This window comes from Aliikangiella sp. G2MR2-5 (assembly GCF_015687155.1).
Taxonomy (GTDB): Bacteria; Pseudomonadota; Gammaproteobacteria; order Enterobacterales; family Kangiellaceae; genus Aliikangiella.
The window spans coordinates 692,638-714,094 of sequence record NZ_JADPQF010000001.1 but is presented as its reverse complement, the minus strand read 5'-3'; the positions used below and the strand labels follow the sequence as shown (position 1 = coordinate 714,094).

Here is a 21,457-nt window from a genome sequence, read left to right as displayed (position 1 = left end):
GCTATTTTCTACAAGATTGAGTTGATTTCTACGGACACAACATCTGTTGGAAATGGGCTGTTCAAAACAGAACTTTTTCCTTCTATATCACCAGGGTTTGATGTAGCAACCCCTGACTTGGAAATTCTAGCAACCACCTGTACTTTATTGAATTTTGATAATCGTAACTCTGGTCTCATTGCATTTGCATCGCTCAAAGTAATTACTCCATCTAATCCCCGGACCGATGTTCTGACAACAGCCAGAGGCGCTCTTGGTCCGTCAATAGCTCGCGCAAATATAAAAACAGCTTCATCCCCCGTCAGGGTTGACTTTATCTCTTGAGGAATATTTAAGACCACCTTAATAACTGCTGAAGCTTCAACTTCTTTGACTGTCATTGTTTCCTCAAGGGCTTCGCTAGAAGCGATTAGATTATTGGATTGAACATCTTGTTTTTCCAGACGTTGTCTGGCAACCTCAATACTCTTATTCAACATCTTTGCCGCGCTAGAACCTGGATCTCGCGTACTCAATAACGCAGTCCAGGCACTGATTGCTTCTTGATACAATCCTAGATTAAAAGAGTTGAAACCCAGCGTAATTAATGCTCCTTGATGATTTGGATACTTACTGACGATTTCACTTAGCATCCTGTTTGCGATTAGAAGTTCTTCATCGTTCTGCGATGTCGCATACGCCTGTGCAAGCTCGACTTTTATATCGATATTATCGGGTTGAAACTTCAATGCTGTTTGAATAGCCTGAAGTGCTTCCTGAGTTCGACCAACTCTTGAATTAAAGTTTGCCAGGGCTCGCCAGTTACTTACATTATTCGGTTCGATTTCCGATTTTACCCTTAACGCAAGATAAAGGTTCTCCAAGTCGCCCCTGCTTTTTGATTGCTCAGCCTGTTGTGATAGTTTAGAAATGTACTCAGGGTCATTAATCAATCTGTCGACAGTAGAAAGTTGCATATTTGCCTGTTCAAGAGAACCTGTCGCGAGATAGCCGCTTAATGCAATAGCTGAAGAAATAAGGATTAGCGCAAGTGCAAAAACTAACGAACGAGAGCTTTTACTGGATTTACCTGCTTTTTGTGTAGATTCTATTGAAGCGAGAGTATCTTTTTCTAATTCATCGGTCATCGCCTTCCACTCTTCTTGATCCAGATCGCCTGCTTTCAATCGTCTCTCCAACTCTTTGGTTCTAAACTGATAGTCCAGCTTCAGCTGTTGCATTCTGACAGTTAAAGAATCTTGAATTGCCTGCAAGGATTTTCCTTGCTTCCCTAGCTGAGAAGGAAGCATAAACATGGCAACAATAAAAATAAAAACGATGAGTATAATTAACATAATACGACAGCTAGCCTTCCGACTTGTTATTTTCTATTGACGACGTATTTTTGTCTGTCGTCTGCTCATTGATATCCTGACTATTCCCTGTCTCCAGCTCTTCTTTCCATTCCGACAAAATAGACTCTCCAGAAACGCTGTCATCTACTTTAGAAACTGAACTCGAAGCCTCATTTTTTCTTCCGGCAACGAAGCGAATAATCAAAATTACTCCAACAACTAATATAATAAAAGGACCAAACCAAATGAGCCAGGTTGAAGGTCTGAGCGGTGGTTTGTATGATATAAAGTCACCATATCGCTCCTTTAGAAAACCAATTATTTGCTCATCGCTTTGTCCCTGATGAAGCTTTTCGTAAATAATATCTTTCAGATCAACTGCCAAAGGAGCGTTAGAATCAGCGAGATTATTATTTTGGCATTTGGGACAACGCAAAATTTGTGTCAGATGATTAAATCTAAGTTCTAGTTCAGTATCCTTAAATTCATACACCAAAATCTCTGAAGAAACGGTGGTAGAAAAAAACACGACAAAGGCAACGAAAATAGCCTGAATTACTTTAATATTTTTAATCATATAACTCATCGTCCACCATGAATCAATTCGCCAGGATAAATTTTGGGTTTTAAAATTTCTTCCCACACTTGTTGATTGACGATTCCCACATGTCGATAGATAATTTCATTCTTGTCGTTAATCAAAAATGTCTCTGGTGCGCCATAAACTCCCATATCTATACCCAGACGACCACTATTATCAAAAATAATCTGATAGTAAGGATTTCCTAAATCATTAATAAACTTAAGTCCTTTACTCCTTTCATCTTTGTAGTTCAGTCCGTAAATCTTAATTTCTTTAGATTTAGAAAGCGTCATTAAATAAGGATGTTCGTTGTAACAAGATGGACACCAGCTAGCGAAAACATTGATCAGTGCAGGACCTTTGATGTCGTCATTAGTGATAGTCACACTCTCATCTTGTAGTGTAGAACGGGAGAAAACAGGAATAGCTTTTCCAATAAGCTGAGAATCTAACTTTGTAGGATCTTTTCCCAAACCAGTCCAAAGCAAAATAGCCATCGCCACGAAGAACAAAAACGGAATTAAAAATACAAAAGTTTTGTTATTCATTATGCGACACCAATCACTTGATTTTCTTCAACTCCGAATTTCTTCTTCACCCGGCTTCGATATCTTTTATCGCTCATAGCCAGCAATCCCCCTATGCCCATTAGTATACCGCCGAGCCACAAACAGGTAATAAAAGGTTTTACATAGATTCTAACTGCCCAGTCGTTGCTGTTTTCAATCTGCTCGCCGAGAGCGACATACAAGTCGCGCATTAAATTAGCATCGATACCAGCTTCAGTCATCCATTGACGAGAAGCCCGATACTGACGCTTTTCAGCATGTAGCTCAGCTACCTGCTCTCCATCTTTGGAAACAATAAAGTGTCCTCTCAACGCATCATAGTTTGGTCCGGTAACATTTGTTATTTTGTCAAATTTGAAATCATACCCCGACACACTTTGCGACTGGCCAATTCCCAGTCGGACGTTTTTCTCTACTGAAAGATGAGAGGACAATACGACACCTATCACAACGATAGCCAAACCAATGTGAGCGAAATACATTCCTAGAAAACTTGGAGAAACTTTAGTCATACCAACCAGAGAATTTGAGGACTTCTTAGAGCCTCGCTTCCACCAGTCTGTAATATTAAGTAGCACCACCCACACAATGAGAAATATTCCAATGAATATTTGCAACAGATCAGTCAGAGCTTTTTGTGACTCAATCACTACCATCGACCCAGCGGCCATTAAGGATACCAGAGCAGAAACTCGTGTCCTTTTAATCAGATCATCAAAGCTATATTGCCGCCAATTTACAATAGGTCCCAGACCAATCAAAAAAACGAGTGGCGTCATCAGAATATTGAAAACCATATTAAAGTAAGGCGGACCTACCGAAACTTTCCCCATACCCAGTAGCTCAGCGATTATTGGTTGCAAGGTACCAAGCAAAATCATCACCGTAACGACTACCAATATTAAATTATTTATCAGAAAAAGAAGCTCACGGGAAAGTAAATTATACCAACTGGTTACTGCAACTTTAGAGCCTCTGATTGCAAACAGGATTAACGAAGCGCCAACAACTACTCCGAGAAAAACCAGGATATAGGTTCCTCTAACGGGATCACTCGCAAAAGAGTGGACAGAAGTTAATACTCCGGAGCGAACGAGAAAGGTTCCGAGCAAACTAAAACTAAAAGCAGCTATTGCCAACAATGTAGTCCAGGCTTTAAATACTCCACGCTTTTCTGTCGCCGCCAAGGAATGAAGAAGCGCAGTTCCGATTAACCAGGGCATAAAAGAAGCATTCTCAACCGGATCCCAGAACCACCAGCCCCCCCAACCAAGTTCGTAGTACGCCCACCAGCTGCCAGCAGCAATACCTAGAGTCAAGAACATCCAGGCTGCCTGAGTCCAAGGACGCACCCAGCGAGCCCAAAGAGTATCAATTCTTCCTTCTAGCAAAGCCGCAATGGCAAAAGCAAACGCGACTGAAAACCCAACATATCCCATGTACAGAAGCGGAGGATGAAACACCATGCCCGGATCTTGAAGTAATGGATTTAAATCGCTGCCATCGATGGGATAAACCGGTAACAGGCGTGCAAATGGATTGGAAGTAAATATAATAAAAATCAGGAAACCGACAGATACTGCGCCGAGAACTGCAAGCACTCGCACCCGAGTTAATGCCGGTAACGATCGACTTAATAGAGCAACTGCGAGTGTCCAGCTGCTCAGCAAAAACACCCAAAGCAATAGTGAACCTTCATGTCCGCCCCAGGTTGCGCCGAGTCGATAAGCAACCGGAAGCGAACGATTTGAATGGCTGGCAACATAGGCAATTGAGAAGTCATTGCTATAAAACGAATATGCCAGACAGATAAATGAAAGCGCAACAAAGAAAAATTGTCCGATTGCAGCCGGTCTGGCTATCAACGCCAGTCGCCATCGATGTGTAAGAATTCCAACTAGTGGAATAATAAACTGAACAAGCGCCAATCCCAGGCCAAATGCCAGGGCTAAACTTCCAATTTCAGGGATCATAAATTCAGTTTACTCTTTTGGTTTACGGGCTTTGGCTTCTGCTTCAGCTTTTTTAATCGCTTCGGCCACTTCAGGCGACATATAGTTTTCATCATGCTTAGCCAGAACTTCTTCGGCGACAAACTGACCATCTTCTTGAAGCTTACCCATGGTAACAATGCCTTGTCCTTCACGAAACAGATCAGGCAAAATGCCATTGTAGCTTACAGTCACTTTCTCAGCATTGTCAGTTAGATCAAATGAAACCTGGAGACTTTCAGCATCACGCTTCACACTCCCTGCAACCACCAAACCTCCAAGTCTGATTAACGGACCAACCGGAGCTTTACCTGTTGCAACTTCTTGAGGAGAGTAAAACAGATTAATATTCTGCTGCATTGCATAGAGACCTAAACCTATGGCTGCGCCCAGGCCAACAACGATTGAAATAACAAATATTAAACGACGTTTTCTTAGGGGTTTCATTAACTATCTCTCGGTTACAAAATTCAAAAATATAAACAAAAGGTTAAAATTAACTCGGTTTCTTTTGCTGCTTACGTTTTTCTTGGCGATAACGACGTTGTAATTGCCTGATTATTCGATTTTTTTGAAGTTTTACGTTGAAATAAAGACCAACAAAAACAACAAGTGCGGCACCATAGCAGCTCCAAACATAAAAGCCGTAACCTCCCATGTCGATAAATTCGTTAAGTGTCATAGACCAATTACCTCCTTCACCCAGCTTTTACTATGCTCTCGGCTAAGTACTTCATTGCGCATTCGGTACATCATAATTGCCGTACAAAATAGAATCACAGCAAAAATCATCAACAACAGTGCAATTAACATTGAAGGGTCCAGTGAAGGCTTTTCAAACTTGGATATGGTTGCTCCCTGGTGAAGGGTATTCCACCACTCTACTGAGTAGTGAATTATCGGTACATTAACAATTCCCACCATAGCCAATACGCCAGCCGCTCTATCAGCGACTTCACGATCTTCAAAAGCCTGATGTAAAGCCATAAACCCCAAGTACAAAAATAATAGAATCAGCTCTGACGTCAGTCTGGCATCCCAAACCCACCAAGTTCCCCACATAGGTTTCCCCCACAGCGCGCCAGTCAATAAAGCAAGGAAAGTCATTGCCGCACCTACCGGAGCAGCGCTGACCGCTGCCATGTGGGCCAATTTGATTCTCCAGATGTAACCGATTGCGGCGGCGACCGCCATAATTACGTAAAACATCATGGATGCAAAAGCAGCAGGTACATGCAAATACATTATTCGTACTGTATTGCCCTGTTGGTAATCTACGACAGAATTATAGAGACCTTGATACAGGCCAGCAGCCATCAATACTAAGCTTAATATCCAAATCCAGGGCAACCAGCGGCCGCTAATTTGGTAAAACCACTTTGGTGAAGACAGGCGATGAAACCACTGCCAGTTCATACATTCTCCCAAATTTAAAACTTGAAGTTTTTTCTATACCTTTCAAAATTCGACTTAACTCATTTAAAAAAGGAATAGACTAATTGTTATTTCAGCGACACCTTTATCGCCGCCACCGAAGCAATCGGGACCAGGGATAAACTTCCCAACAAAAATGCCCCCATAAAAGCTATTTGTCCGCCATATTCCATTCCCATACCCGCTCGAGAAACAGCTCCGGCGCCAAATATCAATATTGGTATATAAAGCGGTAATACAAGCAAACTCAGCAAAACACCGCCCTGGCGCAAGCCAACGGTGAGTCCCATTCCAACCGATCCTATCAAACTTAGAACAGGCGTACCAATGAGAAGCGTTAACATGAGCGCACCAATTGCATTGCTGTTCATTTGCATCATGACAGCTAGCAGTGGTGACATAATTACCAGTGGTAATCCTGTTGTAAGCCAGTGGGATATGATTTTGGCCATTACCACAGAAAACGGAGAACCCGATTGCAATAGTAATAGCTCAAGGGTACCGTCATGGTAATCGTCACGATACATACTTTCCAAAGAGAGCATGGCCGCTAACAAAGCCGCAACCCAAATCACACCACTACCTATTCTACTCAGAAGCTCACTGCCTGGTGCAACCGCCAAAGGAAACAGAGACACGGTAATCAGGAAAAAAATCAGCGGATTAATAAGATCCTGACGGCAACGCCAATGGCGAAGAAGTTCTCGTTTGAGTAGCCTGGCTAGCATAAAGCCTCCTCAAAGCGAACAATCTCCAGAGTTCTGATAGTCTCTTTCAAATTCACTGCTTGATGGCTGGTCAATAGTACGGCACCTCCCTTGGCGGCAAAGTCTTCTATTTGACTTTCCAGCCAGCGACACCCTTCAACATCGAGAGAAGTAAAGGGCTCGTCAAGGACCCAGCAAGGCGTATCGGCCAAAAGCAGCCGTGCCAACCCGACTCGGCGAGTCTGTCCTGCAGAAAGATACCGAGCAGGCGTTTCCAGATAATCGCCAAGACGCACCTCTTCAATCGCATCTTCGATAGGTTCATCATCAAGAAAGCGTCCTGCAATAGGATGAAATTTCAGGTTTTCAAATACGGTAAGTTCCGGTTTAACCGCGGGCAAATGCCCCAGAAACAGAGGAAGACAAGGTAAGTCGTTGATTTCAAGCCAATTGATTTTGCCTTCAGCCTGGGTAAGCAAACCGCACAAGCTACGCATCAGGCTCGTTTTACCAGCCCCGTTGTGGCCGACTACCTGGATAACTTCACCACTTTTAAGCTCAAACGAAAGATCTCTGAATAACCATCGCTCTGATCGTCTGATCCCTAATTTATCTACTTTTAAAACCGAAATGGGCACAGGGCTCATGTGTTAATTCTCTGGTTAGTGTTTTGCACTAACTCGTTTTGACAGGCCTGCTCTTAATTCAAGCATTCCCACCTTTTTTCAGTTACAAGAATTGGCTTATTTTCTAGTTATTTGGCACAAAACAGGCGTTACCTATCTCAAACACGCAGGCATTGTAACCCGAGACCAGTAAAGAGGAAAATGATCTTAATCAATGGCTTGTTACGATCAATTTTTGGTCAAACACTGGTTACCAAGGAGTACAGGAAGAATTAGATAAATTTAATCTATGGGTAGCCTGTGCTACTGAAGCCCGTTCAGCGCAAATCAAGAAAAAATCAGTGTATATTAGACCAGTCTTGTAAATAATAATCGACTGAGTAAGGAAACACTGGCCTCTAAAAATCTCATTTGATTAATATATGTTCAGCATTAATAAATGAATGCAATTAAAAACAATAAGTTAAAACATAATCTTTATCAAAAGCCTGAAATTAATGAGATATCAATGCAATTCTTTTTAGATGCACTATAACTACTAGTAAGCGGCTTAAATTTGTCCAGTTCAACCTTTTTTATTAAAACTAGTTAGTGCACTCTCCAGGGAGGTGACCATGCACATTCCAAATCCGACTGAGTATCTAGATGATCTGGGCATTGACTATGAGCTCATTCCTCATATAACCAGCTTCACTGCCCAACAGACAGCAAGACAGACCCAAATAAAGGGAAGTCGTTTATCCAAAGTGGTGATCCTGGGCTCACAACTACATCTGATGATGGTGGTTATCCCGGCCGACTGTAGCCTACAACTCGAAAGCCTGGCAAAACACTTAAAACTTGACGACCTGCAACTGGTTTCTGAAGAGAAATTTAAAGATCGCTTTCCTCGATGTGAAATTGGTGCCATGCCCCCATTTGGAAATATTTACGGCATGAACGTTTTTGTAGCTCAGGAGCTGCTTAGCAGCCCTTATATTATTTTTAACGGAGGCACTCACAACCTGCTGATACGCATGGATACTGAGGATTTTCAACGAATAACAGGAGCAGAACCAATTAAAGCAGGCTACCGTCGCGAAACAATCCAGCATCCAATTATTTCTCGTCGTAAGGATGACCGAGCGAGAGTGTGAACTGCTCATGAACAACTGTGCAATACAGCCGCTGGTATTTCTCGACATCGATGGTGTTCTTAATTCCATAGGCTGGAAAATGGCCCGCCATTATTACCACATTGAAGAGCACTCCCACTCCCGGGAGCTTAATGACCAATACCGTTATTCAGAATATCCTATTTCTTCAGCTCACGGGGTTAGCGAGGTTATGGATTATGGACATCTCTTAAGTGAGCTTGATTTAACTGCGATTGCCATTTTTGAAACCCTTATTCAGGATACTCAAGCCAGAGTCATTATTTCCAGCAGCTGGCGCCTCCTTCATCGGGGTATCGAATGGTTGCAGACCTTGTTATACCAGAGAGGGTCGAGAATTTTGCCCGATGCCATTATTGGTAAGACTCCGGTAGTCAGAAAGCGTGAGAATTTTAACCAGCGAGGCAATGAAGTGGAAGCCTATCTGGAGAGTAATCCTGAATGGCGGCACAACTATATATGTGTAGACGACTGCAGCTACCACTATCACCCCTATCAAAGGGTTGTCGAAACCAACCCCGCAATCGGCTTCTCCTTACTCGACTATCAAACAGCACTGAACTTTCTATGTAATACCGCAAAAGCGAGTTAATCCTTTGAATTTGTTGAATTTACACCGACTCTCTTGCTTGAGCCGACAAATATTCGAGTCAAGATAATTCATTCAACTCAAGAGCTGCTAAACTTATAATATTCAGACTGAATAATTAGATAGGGAGACGTCCGGTGACAAAGCCAACGAAAGAAGAGCTTGAAATAGCCCTGAAAGAAGCGGCGTATATGAAAGAACATGACGCAGATCCCAAGTTTATCGCCAAGGCCCTTCTAAACCTGAACTATAGGGTTAATTACTTATACGAAGTATTTAAAACTGCTGAGAAGTACCTTTACTTCGGCCAGGAAGAAAATGAACATCAGGCGCTAACCAAAGCAATAGAAAAAGCTCGACACGAAGAGAGAAATATTGAAAAGAAGGAAGACCCTCCAACTTATGGCCTTTAAAGTTACGCCTTAAAATATCGATAATATCCTGACTCTAACGCTCTTGAGCAGGCTGTCTTACAGCATTCAACAGGTAGAAGACCACTCTTACTGTTTCCATATACTCTTCTATGCACTTACCTTCCCTCTTTACAGATTTAATTTGATCGCTAAAATAGCAAACAAACCGGATGGCTACTTCAGCTCAATACGCTAACTTCTTTTAATAAACATCTTTAGCCCAAAAGATGATATAGCGAAGACAGCATTTTTCTAATCAGTAACATCCTAAAGTCATATCAAGAAAAATTATTAAGAAATAATCAGACAGTACTAATTATGGACAACACACCAACTCTTGCAGAAGAAACAGCATCAACATCAGACAATACAAGAAATCAGCAGATAGAAACCATTAAAAATATAATGGCAAGTGATTGGAGCAATTATTATCAAGGGCTCAACGCTTTATCTCCTGGCTATCAGGTTTCCGGCTGCTTAAAACTTCTTCATCAAGCTGATGAACTACTCAATCAGGGAAGAGATCTCTCTGAAAGTGATGATACGGAAAGGATGATGCTTGGTGGTATTAGCGATCGCAATGTTGAAAAACGTTTTCCTTTTGACTGCCAGGTATTGGGAGATTCCAGTGGTTTTGCTTCATTTAAAAAAATCTTGAAAGCAGATGCCTCCGGCCTGGCCAAACTCATGAGAGTCATTCCATCTCAAGGGCCGATCGATGGCTGGCACTTTATGCAGTTTATCGATACCTATCAGCAATGGTTTGAAAACAATGGTTTTAAACAATGCCAACTGTTTCCCGCGACTAGATTACTTGCGATGAAACGCCCGGATCAGTTCGTCCCTATCAGCGAAGCCAGTTTACCGACCTTTTGCGAAGCACTGGGCCTGAAGAAATTTAAAAAAGGCGAATTCCAACGCTATTGGGATGACATCATTAGCGCTATTCACAAAACACAGTGGTTTCAGCAATTTCAGCCAATGGATCCGGCGCAAACGCCATTACATAGAGCAAGAGTTGCGCTCCTGGAAAGACTCGCAGTAGAACCTATTGACGAAGCGCAACTTTTTATTCGGGAAACTTTTGTAACGATCAGTGAGCCTTCGCAAGATACTCACTTGGAAAATCCAAATAATCCAGAAAGCAAAGCCAATTCTACAGGTGACAGCGATAAAATCCAGTTTATCAAAGCTGAGGAGCGACCTGCGAAAGTAAAAAGGCCAACGCAACAACCGAAAAAAATGACCATTACTCAACGAAAATCAGCCAAGGTTAATCAAAATGCGGCGACCAAATTAATGTCTCAGTATTACTTTGCAAATAAAGCCAGGTTTTCTCATTTAGATATGTCTAAACATCGAGACTCGATTATTGCTCGCCTGGTAGAAGGAGAGTCTGTGGAAGCTATTTTCGAAGACTTCCTGCCTTAGTTTAATCAAAAGAATATTTGTAGAACTTGGAGCATACCGCCATTATAGGAAAACTTTCCGGTAATTCGCTTTTAGCAATTTCCGCGAAATTATTTTTTTCGTAGAAGCGATGAGCGGCCAAAAACTCGGCGGTAGTACCCAGTTAAATTTGCCTAACTCTATTTGATTGAGCATAAGCGAGGGTCTGCTTTAACAAGGATAATGCAACTCCATATTGCTTACCTCTATAGTCTCGATGAATGAACATTTTCCTCAATGCCAACTCGTCATTATCTATGTCGAGTAAAGAAATCGTTCCGGCAACATTTCAATATTCGAATCGGCAACACCAATAAACCCGCAAATAGTCTCTTGTTCATCCTTAAAACATCTCAAATTAACCGCATCAAAATAATGCTGCAGGATAAGAGGTCTTAATTCAGCAATATATTCCTCAGAAAGAAAGTTGTGCGTCGCTCTAACAGATGACTCCCAGATCTGTATTAATTTCTGATAATCTTTCTGAGTAACTTTTTGAATACTCATATCAATTCCTAAAGGAAATCAAGTTACAACATTAACTCAAAATAATTATTGGCAAGCTACCGAAAAATCTACATGATAATGTTCATCGTGCCTGACCCAGGAACGCTTGGTAGAAAATTGAATATTACGCTTTAGATATTCGCCATATTGAGTTTTAAACAGATTGGGCTGAAGTTCGGGGGCAAATATCACCCGCCACAAATCATTTCCTGATATTTTGGAAGACTTATGAAGCGCAACAATATGAGCTGCCATGGCTTCATAATCAATTGTCAAACCGTCAAACTGACTCTTGTCGTTAAACTCAATATCATAGCCAAATTTATTAAAAGGATGGGTAGACAAATGAACCGACTTACCTTTTTTGTCGACTACCGGCACCATAAAATCTACTGACAAGCCATTTTGATGAGTCTTGTGTGGTTTAAAGCGTCCCCCTTCTTCAAATCCGGTTTCTGCATATTTATATACTTTGTCTGGGTGTTCTGTTTCCAGCGTTTGATAAGCCATCAGAATGATTTCTCTGACCTTTGCGTGTACATAGGTTCTACCAGATAAATTTCCGATCGAACTATAACTGACAAAGTTGTTACCACTCGAAGGTAGCTTTACACCGTTTTCCAGTCGACCATTTGAAGTACTGCCATAGCATACGCTTTCTTTCGAAAGCGTATGACAGGAAAAGATTAACAATGGCAGTAGAAGTTTCTTCATCGAAAATATTTAGTCATCCACTATGAAGATCGACAATATCAATTTAACATTCAAGTGAGTAATAAACGGCTTCGATATCGCCCAAGGGATCTTTATGGGTATAGGTTTTTATATACTCCATACCGAGCTTTTTCATTATATTAACCGAAGCCTCGTTACCCAGCATAGCTACGGCCGATAATCTTTTAACATCATCCGGTTCACCTACCGCGTCCATTACGGCTTTAGCGGCTTCAGTTCCGTAACCGTTACCCCAGCTCGACCTTTTAAATCGCCAGCCTAGTTCCAGATTATCAAATTCCGGATTCTCAGAAAAAAACTCCATTGGTCTAACTAAAATCCAGCCGATGAAATCTTCGTTATTCTTAACAAAAACGCCCCACATCCCCCAGCCTTTTTCCGGACTGGAATAGCTGGCAAGCCTTGGCAGGTAAACCTCTTCCACGTCTTTCATGGTGGTCATCTTTCCGCCATTGATGTACTTCATCACTTCCGGATCTTGGTCCAGCTCGAACAGAAGTTCTTTATCTTCTGCTCCAAGAAGTCGAAAACTTAATCGCGCTGTTGATGCTACTTCTATCATATTATTCTCCTTCTTGACGCTAAAAATGACATTATTGTTTTGCCGCTACTTTGGCGACAACGGCAATATACTGAAAGTCAGAGCTAATCGCCAGTCTGGAGATGTTAAAGATCTTGTCCGACGAGAGATCTGCCCAAAGATTCCAATTCTTTTCTTTACCCGAGTATAAATACAGCTGGCTATCACTTGCCGAAATCAACTCTTTATGAGGCGTCCAGGCATAATCAATATTGCTCTTTAATACCGGTGCAATAGGTGTAATTGCCCGCGAAGCAGGTTCAATCGATTTAATCCAAAGCTCATCATTTCCTTGACGATGTACGAAGCTAAATAAGTCGGTTGCGGGAATTTTCAACGGCTTAGACGGAGCCGCATGTCCGATAGCAAATGTCGCGTAAGGAGAATCAGGTTCAAAAATGTAGATTGCATTTGCCCATCTTGCCCAGGCGACAGCTTTTCCATCTTTGGCGAAGGCATAATAACCGATAGGAGTTTGAGATTTAACCGCCCAACTTGATTTTCGACTGGCTTGTTCACTAGTTGGATATGGATAACGATGAACCGACTGATATGGGTCTCCCCCCTCTCTAACAGCAGTAAAAGTTTTGCCATTTGCTTCCAGCATTGGAGAAAACTCATTTTCAGGTGTTTGTGTTAGCTGTCTTGTTTTCTTACTCGCTATGTCATACTCGTAAATATCCATCTGCTTTCCGTCTCTGGCGGAAACATACAAAAGCTTCTGATTATCAGGTGAAAAGCTGGGCTGATTATCATATCCCTCCGCCTGACTTACATTGGAAATCAGGGACAGCATAGTCTTTCCAGAATTTATATCTCGCTTGATTTCATATAAAAACACTTCAGTTCCAGGAGCTAACGCTACACTTGACTTTGCATTACTGTGACTAGCCAGCAAAGTTGAGCTATAAATCAATACTGATAAGGCATTTAATAATAGTTTTTTCATTTTCTTTTCCAGGTTTTAATTTGGAGTAACTCTACCTTAGGCAGAGATTAGCCTCAATGCTTTTACAATTAATTTAAATCATTTGAGAAAGGAAGAAGGAGCTCTAATAGCTGGTTTAAAAAGATATGTTCCTGGATTTGAACTATGCCCGTAGTTTATTGAGGGTTATAGGATCAGGCTTACCGTGATAAAAACGGTTCAAAACTTGTTGAAAAATAGCCTCCGTTTGTCTGGTGTTTTCGTTTTGTTTCGCAACCTGTGCAAACAGAGTCATTGAAGAGCAAAGCTTGAGATCGTCCGGGTAGCCTAAAATGTCACGGGCCGATTTTTCCTTAACCGCCAATAAAAGTCGACAGCATTCAATCAACCTTCCTTTCAATAGCGGATCAGATAGATAAGCAACCGCCTCTTCTCGACAGGTAATGGCAAATTTTCTTGCGGTACTACTCGAACCTAAACCTTGTATTTGGGGAAAAATATACCACATCCAGTGGCTGTTCTTTCTCCCCTGGTCAAGTTCAGTCACCACTTTATGGTATACCACATCCTGAGCTACTTTGAAGCGCTGTAAATTGAAAAAATCAGACATTGGAACATAGGCTCCGCCCTAAACAAAATCTACTTTCTTGCATTTGCATTTCTATCATTATAGTTATCTTTTCTTTTCAATAAAAAGGCTTGTTCAGAGCTACTGAGATATCAGTTGAACAAGCCTATTTTGCACTATGTAAAAATCTTAGTAAAAATTATCTGCTACAAGGGATTGGCTTTCACATTTAATGTTACCCCTGAGCTGGCATTATAGCCTCTGATACCAATATGCCATGTCGTATTTGCAGGGTTACTAAAGCTGCATGTTTCACTATTTCCCCACTTATAAGGACGACAATCATAGCTACTGGTTGTTGGCTGCGAACCCTGACGAACATATAAGTCAGCATCACCACTTCCACCTGATATCGAGACTTCAAGATCAGCATATCCAGATGAGAGGTCAACGCTGTGGAAGTACCATTCTCCCTGCCCAACAGCAATGTCGTTGATAGTTTCATCGATTACGTCGCCGGGCGGCTCAGAATCTGTTGTATAACTGCCAGTCAGGCTCACCCCCGAATAGGAAGAGTAGGCTTTAATCCTGATATAATAAGTGCCTCCAGATTGAGTCCCTGAGCAGCTCTCATTGTTGCCATTTTTATACGGACGACAATCGTAATTGGAATCCGTCGGTTCAGAGCCAAATTTAACATAAAGATCTGCATCACCGCTGCCGCCTTCGATTTCGAATCGAATATTTTCGGCTCCTTGAGGAACCTGCATTATGTAGTTAACTGAATCGCCACGATTGGCAGTTAAGTTAGCGACAGGAACTCCGTTCTCCAACTCGCTGTCATTATCAGGTGGCTCGCTGCCCTCACTTTTTGCTAGCTCAGCAAGGAAGGTAACAGATAATCTTGCGAAATTAATAGCGTGTGATGAATCAAAGTAAGTATCACTGGTTGAATGAATTCGCCCATTAGAATCTCCCATTGTCGACTCGAATGGCATTGACGCTGCATAGCCTTCATTATGCCAGGATGCATGGTCACTACAGGCATAACCACAACGACTGGTACCATAACTGATATCAGTTAGATAGGTATCAATCAGTTGCATCATAAAATTGTTCTGCGCGCTGTTCGTATAGTCCGTCATGAAAACAATATCTTTGTCAGGGGTACCATGATTCCCTGTCATATCAAACTGTACAACGCCGACAACATTTTGCCCGGATGATGAAAATTGTTGAGCGATAGCTTTAGAGCCTCGTAATCCAACTTCCTCCGCAGCATACCCCATCAGTTTTATGGTTCGAGCAGGCTTGTAACCACTGGCAACAATGGCGCGTAAAGTTTCAGTAATTACAGCAATCCCAGATGCATTATCGTCTGCACCTGGTGCACGTCCGCCCGACGGATTAGAAGAATTAATAGAATCAAGATGACCACCGATGATTACAATTTCGTTCGCCATCGTTGTACCCTGAATCGTTGCAATTACCGAAGGCTGGCTCCAACTATGATTAAATAACTCAACGGAAATATCACTTCGTGACTGGCCTATATCTTGCCAATGACTCCTTATCCAGTTCGCGGAATCTACACCACTCTGTTGTGTGTAATAACGATTATAATAATTTGATAGTGAAGAAACAGTATCGTTTAAATTAGTACTGGATAAAGTTCCAAGAAGAGCATTAACTGCCTCTGGATTGTCGATGGTATAGCTTACCAGAGGCTGAGGAGTACTCGCAGTCTGCTCAACTCTCGATAGATAATTCTGCGCATCGTCGAATGACTCGTGAAAAACAAATCCACCACAACGGTTAAATTCATCATGCATAAAATGACTTAACTTCTCTATTTGCTTTTCTGAAATAGAGATCAAGTCAGCTTTAGAGTTAGCCATCAGGTTAACTCGACTAGTATCAACCGCAAGTCCATGCTGTTTATTTGCTTTTAAATAGTTTGCAGCGTCCTTGCCTATAGTTAACCAGACTTTCTTGTCTGTATCGTTCAGAGATTTTACTTCTGTTGCCGATGTATTAATTGCCACAAAACTACTGGCAACTAACACCAGTGCAGATGTTAATTGCTTCATATATCACCTATAAAATACGTTTAGTTGTTGGCTATTTTGGTAAGGCTAAGATCCGAAGATAGCTATGAAATTTGAAAATTCTGTATTTTAAGCTCCGACTAAATATTCAGTAGAACATAAAATAAATGTGCCCTCCCCCAGTTCAGGGAGAGGCATTGAGGGAGAGCACAAGTTTCTTAAGGTAGGGGAACCTTAAAGAACCAAGTTGAACCTTTTTATGGGTTCGCTTTAATATTTAATGTGACACCTGAACTGGCATTATATCCTCTTATTCCGATATACCAGGTCGTTGCCGCTGGACTGGTAAAACTACAGGTTTCACTATTCCCCCACTTGTATGGGCGACAGTCGTAACTACTGGTTGTTGGTTGTGCACCTTGTCTTACGTAAAGGTCAGCATCACCACTTCCACCAGAAATTGAAACTTCCAGATCCGAGTAACCAGCACTCAAGTCAACACTGTGGTAATACCAAGCACCTTGCGCAACCGAAATATCAGTAATAGTTTCATCAATCGGATCGCCAGGATTTCCACCATCGGTTGTATAACTACCTACCAGGGAAACACCCGAGAAGCTGGAGTATGCTTTAACTCTTACATAGTAAGTTCCGCCTGTGTTTGTTCCAGTACAAGTCTCGTTATTACCATTCTTATATGGACGACAATCATAGCTGGAATCTGTTGGAGCAGTGCCGAACTTCACATAGAGGTCAGCATCACCGCTTCCACCACTTATTTCAAATTTGATATTTGTAGCGCCAGCAGGAACATCCATAGTGTAAGTGATATCATCCCCGCGAGAAGCAGCAAGACCTGTCACTGGGACACCATTTTCAAGTTCGCTTCCAGTAGGAGGCTCGGTACCACCACAATCACTATTACTTGGATTTGCGTTGACTCCAACTGCGGTTAGAGAAGCCTTTACTTCTTCGACTGAATACCCGAGATCACACGCGGCATCCAGAACACCTACCCCGGCCTGATCCCAATTGGTATTTGAGCTCCAGTACTGCTGGTTTGCTCTCACATAAATATCAAAAGCTTTACGTGTATCCCAGCCATTAGTATTGGCTAACAAGTAGAACGCTTTATTGTATACGCCTGAACTGTAATGAACGTCCATACCTGAGGTATAGTCAGAAGCATGCCCAATTGAACGGCCATCTTTTGTCGGGTCATCCATGTAACGAAGAGAACCATTACCTTTAAAAATCTGAGCGCCAACCATCCAGTCATTCGAACCATTCATATAGAACTCGGCAGCTTCACCCGCGATGTCTGAGAAGGACTCATTCAAACCACCTGACCGCCCTGAATAGGTAAGGTTTGAGTTTTGTTCGGTAAATCCATGACTCACTTCGTGAGCAGATACATCAAGACTAACCAGAGGATAGAAGGTATTGGCCCCGTCTCCAAAAGTCATCGAGCTACCATTCCAGAATGCATTTTCATAATTATTGGAATAGTGAACTCGCATGGTTAACTGAAAAGTCAATGGCGCAGTATTGTACCAGTCGCTATACATGTCAAACACTACGTTTCCAAAGTAGTGTGCATCGTTAAGTGGTGAATAAGCGCCATTGATCTCTTTATAAGTATTACGAGAACAGCTAAAGCTGTATGCACTTGAACCACTGGTACCATGATTAAGGTTAACGGTTTTAACATTACTATTTTGCATGGTACATGTGCTACCGGACTGGCTTACATCCAGATAACCAAAGTCAGTACCATACTCATATTGACCAGTTTTCTGATTTCCACCCGGGCCTGTCGCATTTGCGGTTTGAAGGTTGTCATATTGATGCAAAACTTCGCCAGTTAGAGCATCTATTATCATGTAAGGTCGTGAAGGTTGATCGCTATGCTGCATGTAAGTAACTTCAAAAACCAGACGAGCTTTGCTGTTTTTATCCAGCCAGATCGCCAACCTGCTCGACTCATTCTCATAGGTGGCAGCGCCAGAAATTAGAGTTTTTGCTTTGGCATTTTTAATTGCATTGCTGGCAGTAATTTTAGGAACGGTTGTAGTTACATCTGCAGCGATACCGTTAACAACTGCGCCATGAGCTGATTTGAAAGAACCATTCTTTTTGCGAGAAATAATTACATCGTCACCAAGAACTGGAATTCCTTTGTACATTTGTTGATAACGAATAGTCTGATCGCCATTCAAATCGCGATAAACTTTTCTGATTTGCAAAGCACCATTTGCTGAAAGTCCGACAAGAGCTGCAGGATCAGTCAATTGGAGCGAATTAGTATTTGCCATATTGTTGTTAATGTTGTCGTTGCCACTTAACACGACTCTGTCAGCAGCATTAACTGATGCAGCACCTAATGCACCGAGTACCGCACTACTAACAAGAAGTTTACTTATTGTTTTCATTGGTTTTCCTTTGTTTCTGTAACGTTATTAGGAAGAAATGTCGAAGACACTCCATTTTCACCAGGCCTCCTACCAGCAAAATTTGTTCTTATTGTTTATTGGTTAATGAACAATATTTTGTTGCACCTATTAGCGAAAACAGATCGAGAATATTTGATGGCTATTTTTTATACAAATCGAATCTGAGATATAATATCGAAACGAAATATAGGAGAGGTGTTATTTAAAATATTTATTTTAGAGGGAGATAAAATAACAAGTTATTAAAGTTTAACTTTTATACAAGTGTAAGGCAGATGTGTTAAGACAATCAGAAATAGTCCCCTATTCCTAATTGTCGAAACGCTTGTCTTTGAAACGAAAGACGTTTTGAAAACAGTTGACCCCCTTTAATCTGATGATTTAATTTTTGCAACAGAAACTTTTTCTACACCACCTAACTTAATTGAGTCTACAGCACTCACTAAAATCTGTGCCGTTACCTGGCTTTCAACTTTCACTATTGCATGTTCAACGTCTCTTTTTGCCAGTAGTGACTGGGTTCTTGCACGAACTGCATCAAGATTTATCAGTTGATTTTCCATAACCAGGTCACCATTACTTTTGATTTCCAGAACCAGCGGATTTTTCTGCTTTACTGGCGGCTTGGGATCCGCCTGGTTGGATAAAGATAGCCAGTCAATCGCGTCCTCTTTTACAAATGAAGTCGTCACAATAAAAAAAATCAACATAATAAAAACGACATCCAGCATAGGTGTCATATCAGGAGAATCCACGCTATCAAAGTGTTTTGTTCTTCTCATCTATAGGCCTCCGAATTTCTGATTGATCACGCATTTACCATTAACATAGCAGAACACCGATGTAATATCAATACTACACCTGTAACGCTAGCATTACAAAAACAAGTTTGACTCAAAAATAAAGCCCGACACGTAACAACTGCCGGGCGTAAAGTACCTAGATAAATAGAATAATATTAAAGACTGGATTACTTATTTTTTGGATATTTTCATCTTTAGTCGGATAAACTTAATTACAGGCAGACAAAGCTTTTTCACACACACTTTGATAAAGCAAACGCTGCTGGTAGTGTGATATCCCGGATTTTTTGGCCATTTCCAGAAGGCCGTTAAGTGCAGCAGCAAGGTCCTGAAAAGGGCCTAGTTCGCCTTCTCTGCACTTCACATAAACACTGCCGCGTATCTCGTAGAACCTCTCACTTCGTGCATGTTCTACGTAACTGGACTCATCCGCTGCTCGATTCTGAGACGTCATGCAAAACTCCTTTTTCCAAAAGTCGGCTAATTTTAGTCTTGTCGATGAGCGATTAAAATCGGCCCTTGCTGAAATCCATGTGCGAGATTATCCATAAGCTAATTAGGTGATTAACAATTCCTTACGGTTATCTGGTCGAATGTCATTTCCAAATAGATTAGATTAAATCAGGGTCCAGATAACACAATAACACAGGAATCAGTTATGCCACTCGATCGTCGCCAGTTTATCCTCAGCTCATCAGCCGCAGCAGGGCTGGTTGCTTTTCCCGGTTTTTTAACCGCCGGAATTGATGCAGCATCCAGACCGCTCAATATTTTAGTCCTGGGCGGGACAGGTTTTCTGGGTCCGCATACTGTTGAATATGCTCTTGCCCGCGGTCATAAAATCACTCTGTTCAATAGAGGAAGAACCAACAAAGACCTGTTCCCTGAACTTCCTAAAATTGTGGGGGATCGAGACCCGGACAAAGGTAAAGGCCTGACAGGGTTACAGGGCAAGCAGTGGGACGCCGTAATTGATACTTCCGGATATGTTCCTCGGCTCGTAGAAGCATCTTCCAGATTGCTCGCCCCCAATGTTAAGCAGTACTTATTTGTATCAACTATTTGCCAGTATGATAACTGGGCTGAGGGTGGAACAAACGGTACCGAAAACAGGCCTCCTGCAACGCTGGAAGATCCAAAAACCGAAGACGTCCGTCAACATTATTGCGCATTGAAAGCCTACTGTGAAAAAGCCGCTGAAAAATCAATGCCCGGACGGGTGACTCAAATTCGTCCCGGACTAATAGTGGGGCCCAGAGACAAAACGGATCGATTCACTTATTGGCCTGTAAGGTTCAACCGTGGCGGTAAAATCCTGCTACCAGGAAAGCCGGACGATGTAACACAATTCATTGACGTTCGAGATCTGGCAAAGTTTATGATTCATACCTTGGAAAAAAACCTGACAGGAAGCTTCAATCTGGTACAGCCTACGATGCCTTTCGGTAAACTGGTAGAAAGCTGCAAAAAAGTAGCTGCACCAAAAAGTGAATATACATGGGTTCCTGCAGACTTCCTTAGTCAGAATGATGTCCAGCCATGGAGAGATATTCATATGTGGGCAGACAAAGAAAGTGCAGGAGCTGGTGCTTTGACCTGGTCAAGCCAAAAAGCAATAGACGCAGGACTCACTTTCACACCTATTGATAAGACAGTTGAAGATACTTTGGCCTGGTTTCAATCATTACCTGCAAAACGTCAGGAAAAGCTTAGAGCGGGAATGTCTCTGGAAAAGGAGTCTAAGGTTCTCAATGCATGGTCATTAGAAAAAAACAAAATGGCATAGAGCCAAACATAGACCTGTCGGTCCGTGGTACTTAGATCTATAGGCTGCGGACCCCTCCCCCTTTCATTGTATTTCCTCCAAATAGTCAACAATATTAAGCAATAATAGAAAAATTCTCTTATTTTTTAATTAGTTAGAATTTACTTAGCCAGTTTGAGTCAATTTGCACTTTGCAAAAAGCGCGAACAGATTCTCATTTA

At 41.8% G+C, this 21,457-nt stretch carries 24 protein-coding genes; 5 read left to right on the top strand and 19 right to left on the bottom strand.

The annotated features are described in order from the left end of the window. Window positions 1-8 precede the first annotated feature (8 nt). The 9 genes from ccmI to ccmA all read right to left on the bottom strand — a co-directional run bounded on the left by ccmI (window position 9) and on the right by ccmA (window position 7,265). On the bottom strand, window positions 9-1,334 hold the full coding sequence (ccmI, locus tag IYN84_RS02850; protein ID WP_196137651.1) for a c-type cytochrome biogenesis protein CcmI: 1,326 nt from the start codon (window positions 1,332-1,334) through the stop codon (window positions 9-11). A gap of 10 nt (window positions 1,335-1,344) precedes the next feature. After that, a complete protein-coding gene (locus IYN84_RS02845; protein ID WP_196137650.1) occupies window positions 1,345-1,920 on the bottom strand; it encodes a cytochrome c-type biogenesis protein in 576 nt (191 codons plus the stop codon). Next, complete coding sequence (locus IYN84_RS02840) at window positions 1,917-2,465, bottom strand: DsbE family thiol:disulfide interchange protein (protein ID WP_196137649.1); 549 nt, start codon at window positions 2,463-2,465, stop codon at window positions 1,917-1,919. The genes IYN84_RS02845 and IYN84_RS02840 overlap by 4 nt, the downstream gene beginning before the upstream one ends. Next, window positions 2,465-4,459, bottom strand: a complete 1,995-nt coding sequence (locus IYN84_RS02835) for a heme lyase CcmF/NrfE family subunit (RefSeq protein WP_196137648.1) — start codon at window positions 4,457-4,459, stop codon at window positions 2,465-2,467. Before IYN84_RS02835 ends, IYN84_RS02840 begins: the two co-directional genes overlap by 1 nt. Before the next feature lie 9 nt (window positions 4,460-4,468). Next, on the bottom strand, window positions 4,469-4,924 hold the full coding sequence (gene ccmE, locus IYN84_RS02830) for a cytochrome c maturation protein CcmE (RefSeq protein ID WP_196137647.1): 456 nt from the start codon (window positions 4,922-4,924) through the stop codon (window positions 4,469-4,471). Window positions 4,925-4,973: 49 nt separating this feature from the next. Further along, window positions 4,974-5,159: a heme exporter protein CcmD gene (gene ccmD / locus IYN84_RS02825; protein WP_196137646.1), complete on the bottom strand. Its 186-nt coding sequence runs from the start codon at window positions 5,157-5,159 to the stop codon at window positions 4,974-4,976. Continuing rightward, window positions 5,156-5,893, bottom strand: a complete 738-nt coding sequence (locus IYN84_RS02820) for a heme ABC transporter permease (RefSeq protein ID WP_196137645.1) — start codon at window positions 5,891-5,893, stop codon at window positions 5,156-5,158. Before IYN84_RS02820 ends, ccmD begins: the two co-directional genes overlap by 4 nt. Window positions 5,894-5,979: 86 nt before the next feature. Next, the gene (ccmB, locus tag IYN84_RS02815) at window positions 5,980-6,639 is read right to left on the bottom strand and encodes a heme exporter protein CcmB (RefSeq protein ID WP_196137644.1); all 660 of its coding nucleotides are present in this window, start codon (window positions 6,637-6,639) and stop codon (window positions 5,980-5,982) included. After that, window positions 6,633-7,265 (bottom strand): cytochrome c biogenesis heme-transporting ATPase CcmA, encoded by a 633-nt coding sequence (ccmA, locus tag IYN84_RS02810; protein ID WP_196137643.1) that lies wholly within the window; start codon window positions 7,263-7,265, stop codon window positions 6,633-6,635. Before ccmA ends, ccmB begins: the two co-directional genes overlap by 7 nt. Before the next feature lie 593 nt (window positions 7,266-7,858). Here ccmA and IYN84_RS02805 point away from each other — a divergent pair. The 4 genes from IYN84_RS02805 to IYN84_RS02790 all read left to right on the top strand — a co-directional run bounded on the left by IYN84_RS02805 (window position 7,859) and on the right by IYN84_RS02790 (window position 10,831). Next, on the top strand, window positions 7,859-8,380 hold the full coding sequence (locus IYN84_RS02805; RefSeq protein ID WP_196137642.1) for an aminoacyl-tRNA deacylase: 522 nt from the start codon (window positions 7,859-7,861) through the stop codon (window positions 8,378-8,380). A 7-nt stretch (window positions 8,381-8,387) separates the two neighbouring features. Beyond that, on the top strand, window positions 8,388-8,990 hold the full coding sequence (locus tag IYN84_RS02800; RefSeq protein ID WP_196137641.1) for an HAD domain-containing protein: 603 nt from the start codon (window positions 8,388-8,390) through the stop codon (window positions 8,988-8,990). Window positions 8,991-9,124: 134 nt separating this feature from the next. Further along, window positions 9,125-9,400, top strand: coding sequence for a hypothetical protein (locus tag IYN84_RS02795; protein ID WP_196137640.1), 276 nt, complete (start codon window positions 9,125-9,127; stop codon window positions 9,398-9,400). Between the two features lie 318 nt (window positions 9,401-9,718). Beyond that, window positions 9,719-10,831 (top strand): hypothetical protein, encoded by a 1,113-nt coding sequence (locus IYN84_RS02790; protein WP_196137639.1) that lies wholly within the window; start codon window positions 9,719-9,721, stop codon window positions 10,829-10,831. 142 nt (window positions 10,832-10,973) lie between these two features. On the opposite strand, the gene IYN84_RS21620 is transcribed toward IYN84_RS02790, so the two are convergent. The 10 genes from IYN84_RS21620 to IYN84_RS02745 form a co-directional block, all read right to left on the bottom strand. Continuing rightward, the gene (locus IYN84_RS21620; RefSeq protein ID WP_371734757.1) at window positions 10,974-11,078 is read right to left on the bottom strand and encodes a hypothetical protein; all 105 of its coding nucleotides are present in this window, start codon (window positions 11,076-11,078) and stop codon (window positions 10,974-10,976) included. A gap of 26 nt (window positions 11,079-11,104) precedes the next feature. Beyond that, window positions 11,105-11,356: a hypothetical protein gene (locus IYN84_RS02785; RefSeq protein ID WP_196137638.1), complete on the bottom strand. Its 252-nt coding sequence runs from the start codon at window positions 11,354-11,356 to the stop codon at window positions 11,105-11,107. Between the two features lie 45 nt (window positions 11,357-11,401). After that, complete coding sequence (locus IYN84_RS02780; RefSeq protein ID WP_196137637.1) at window positions 11,402-12,070, bottom strand: penicillin-insensitive murein endopeptidase; 669 nt, start codon at window positions 12,068-12,070, stop codon at window positions 11,402-11,404. A gap of 43 nt (window positions 12,071-12,113) precedes the next feature. Beyond that, window positions 12,114-12,653: a GNAT family N-acetyltransferase gene (locus tag IYN84_RS02775; RefSeq protein ID WP_196137636.1), complete on the bottom strand. Its 540-nt coding sequence runs from the start codon at window positions 12,651-12,653 to the stop codon at window positions 12,114-12,116. A 31-nt stretch (window positions 12,654-12,684) separates the two neighbouring features. Further along, window positions 12,685-13,620 (bottom strand): PD40 domain-containing protein, encoded by a 936-nt coding sequence (locus tag IYN84_RS02770; RefSeq protein WP_196137635.1) that lies wholly within the window; start codon window positions 13,618-13,620, stop codon window positions 12,685-12,687. A 142-nt stretch (window positions 13,621-13,762) separates the two neighbouring features. After that, window positions 13,763-14,209: a DUF1810 domain-containing protein gene (locus tag IYN84_RS02765; protein WP_196137634.1), complete on the bottom strand. Its 447-nt coding sequence runs from the start codon at window positions 14,207-14,209 to the stop codon at window positions 13,763-13,765. Window positions 14,210-14,373: 164 nt separating this feature from the next. Beyond that, window positions 14,374-16,257 (bottom strand): M28 family metallopeptidase, encoded by a 1,884-nt coding sequence (locus IYN84_RS21405; protein WP_196137633.1) that lies wholly within the window; start codon window positions 16,255-16,257, stop codon window positions 14,374-14,376. 215 nt (window positions 16,258-16,472) lie between these two features. Further along, entirely contained in the window at window positions 16,473-18,647 is a 2,175-nt protein-coding gene (locus IYN84_RS02755) for a M4 family metallopeptidase (RefSeq protein WP_196137632.1), read from the bottom strand. 389 nt (window positions 18,648-19,036) lie between these two features. Beyond that, complete coding sequence (locus IYN84_RS02750) at window positions 19,037-19,450, bottom strand: biopolymer transporter ExbD (protein ID WP_196137631.1); 414 nt, start codon at window positions 19,448-19,450, stop codon at window positions 19,037-19,039. Window positions 19,451-19,679: 229 nt separating this feature from the next. Next, complete coding sequence (locus tag IYN84_RS02745) at window positions 19,680-19,925, bottom strand: hypothetical protein (protein ID WP_196137630.1); 246 nt, start codon at window positions 19,923-19,925, stop codon at window positions 19,680-19,682. 204 nt (window positions 19,926-20,129) lie between these two features. Here IYN84_RS02745 and IYN84_RS02740 point away from each other — a divergent pair, with 204 nt between their 5' ends. After that, window positions 20,130-21,257 carry an NAD-dependent epimerase/dehydratase family protein gene (locus tag IYN84_RS02740; protein WP_196137629.1) on the top strand — a complete coding sequence of 376 codons (1,128 nt, stop codon included), beginning with the start codon at window positions 20,130-20,132 and terminating at the stop codon, window positions 21,255-21,257. Window positions 21,258-21,457 lie beyond the last annotated feature (200 nt).

What these genes read in the sequence shown, in the direction of transcription:
- ccmI (WP_196137651.1), bottom strand. Translation starts at nt 1,334, where the DNA reads ATGTTAATTATACTCATCGTTTTTATTTTTATTGTTGCCATGTTTATG.
- IYN84_RS02845 (WP_196137650.1), bottom strand. Translation starts at nt 1,920, where the DNA reads ATGAGTTATATGATTAAAAATATTAAAGTAATTCAGGCTATTTTCGTT.
- IYN84_RS02840 (WP_196137649.1), bottom strand. Translation starts at nt 2,465, where the DNA reads ATGAATAACAAAACTTTTGTATTTTTAATTCCGTTTTTGTTCTTCGTG.
- IYN84_RS02835 (WP_196137648.1), bottom strand. Translation starts at nt 4,459, where the DNA reads ATGATCCCTGAAATTGGAAGTTTAGCCCTGGCATTTGGCCTGGGATTG.
- ccmE (WP_196137647.1), bottom strand. Translation starts at nt 4,924, where the DNA reads ATGAAACCCCTAAGAAAACGTCGTTTAATATTTGTTATTTCAATCGTT.
- ccmD (WP_196137646.1), bottom strand. Translation starts at nt 5,159, where the DNA reads ATGACACTTAACGAATTTATCGACATGGGAGGTTACGGCTTTTATGTT.
- IYN84_RS02820 (WP_196137645.1), bottom strand. Translation starts at nt 5,893, where the DNA reads ATGAACTGGCAGTGGTTTCATCGCCTGTCTTCACCAAAGTGGTTTTAC.
- ccmB (WP_196137644.1), bottom strand. Translation starts at nt 6,639, where the DNA reads ATGCTAGCCAGGCTACTCAAACGAGAACTTCTTCGCCATTGGCGTTGC.
- ccmA (WP_196137643.1), bottom strand. Translation starts at nt 7,265, where the DNA reads ATGAGCCCTGTGCCCATTTCGGTTTTAAAAGTAGATAAATTAGGGATC.
- IYN84_RS02805 (WP_196137642.1), top strand. Translation starts at nt 7,859, where the DNA reads ATGCACATTCCAAATCCGACTGAGTATCTAGATGATCTGGGCATTGAC.
- IYN84_RS02800 (WP_196137641.1), top strand. Translation starts at nt 8,388, where the DNA reads ATGAACAACTGTGCAATACAGCCGCTGGTATTTCTCGACATCGATGGT.
- IYN84_RS02790 (WP_196137639.1), top strand. Translation starts at nt 9,719, where the DNA reads ATGGACAACACACCAACTCTTGCAGAAGAAACAGCATCAACATCAGAC.
- IYN84_RS21620 (WP_371734757.1), bottom strand. Translation starts at nt 11,078, where the DNA reads ATGTTCATTCATCGAGACTATAGAGGTAAGCAATATGGAGTTGCATTA.
- IYN84_RS02785 (WP_196137638.1), bottom strand. Translation starts at nt 11,356, where the DNA reads ATGAGTATTCAAAAAGTTACTCAGAAAGATTATCAGAAATTAATACAG.
- IYN84_RS02780 (WP_196137637.1), bottom strand. Translation starts at nt 12,070, where the DNA reads ATGAAGAAACTTCTACTGCCATTGTTAATCTTTTCCTGTCATACGCTT.
- IYN84_RS02775 (WP_196137636.1), bottom strand. Translation starts at nt 12,653, where the DNA reads ATGATAGAAGTAGCATCAACAGCGCGATTAAGTTTTCGACTTCTTGGA.
- IYN84_RS02770 (WP_196137635.1), bottom strand. Translation starts at nt 13,620, where the DNA reads ATGAAAAAACTATTATTAAATGCCTTATCAGTATTGATTTATAGCTCA.
- IYN84_RS02765 (WP_196137634.1), bottom strand. Translation starts at nt 14,209, where the DNA reads ATGTCTGATTTTTTCAATTTACAGCGCTTCAAAGTAGCTCAGGATGTG.
- IYN84_RS21405 (WP_196137633.1), bottom strand. Translation starts at nt 16,257, where the DNA reads ATGAAGCAATTAACATCTGCACTGGTGTTAGTTGCCAGTAGTTTTGTG.
- IYN84_RS02755 (WP_196137632.1), bottom strand. Translation starts at nt 18,647, where the DNA reads ATGAAAACAATAAGTAAACTTCTTGTTAGTAGTGCGGTACTCGGTGCA.
- IYN84_RS02750 (WP_196137631.1), bottom strand. Translation starts at nt 19,450, where the DNA reads ATGAGAAGAACAAAACACTTTGATAGCGTGGATTCTCCTGATATGACA.
- IYN84_RS02745 (WP_196137630.1), bottom strand. Translation starts at nt 19,925, where the DNA reads ATGACGTCTCAGAATCGAGCAGCGGATGAGTCCAGTTACGTAGAACAT.
- IYN84_RS02740 (WP_196137629.1), top strand. Translation starts at nt 20,130, where the DNA reads ATGCCACTCGATCGTCGCCAGTTTATCCTCAGCTCATCAGCCGCAGCA.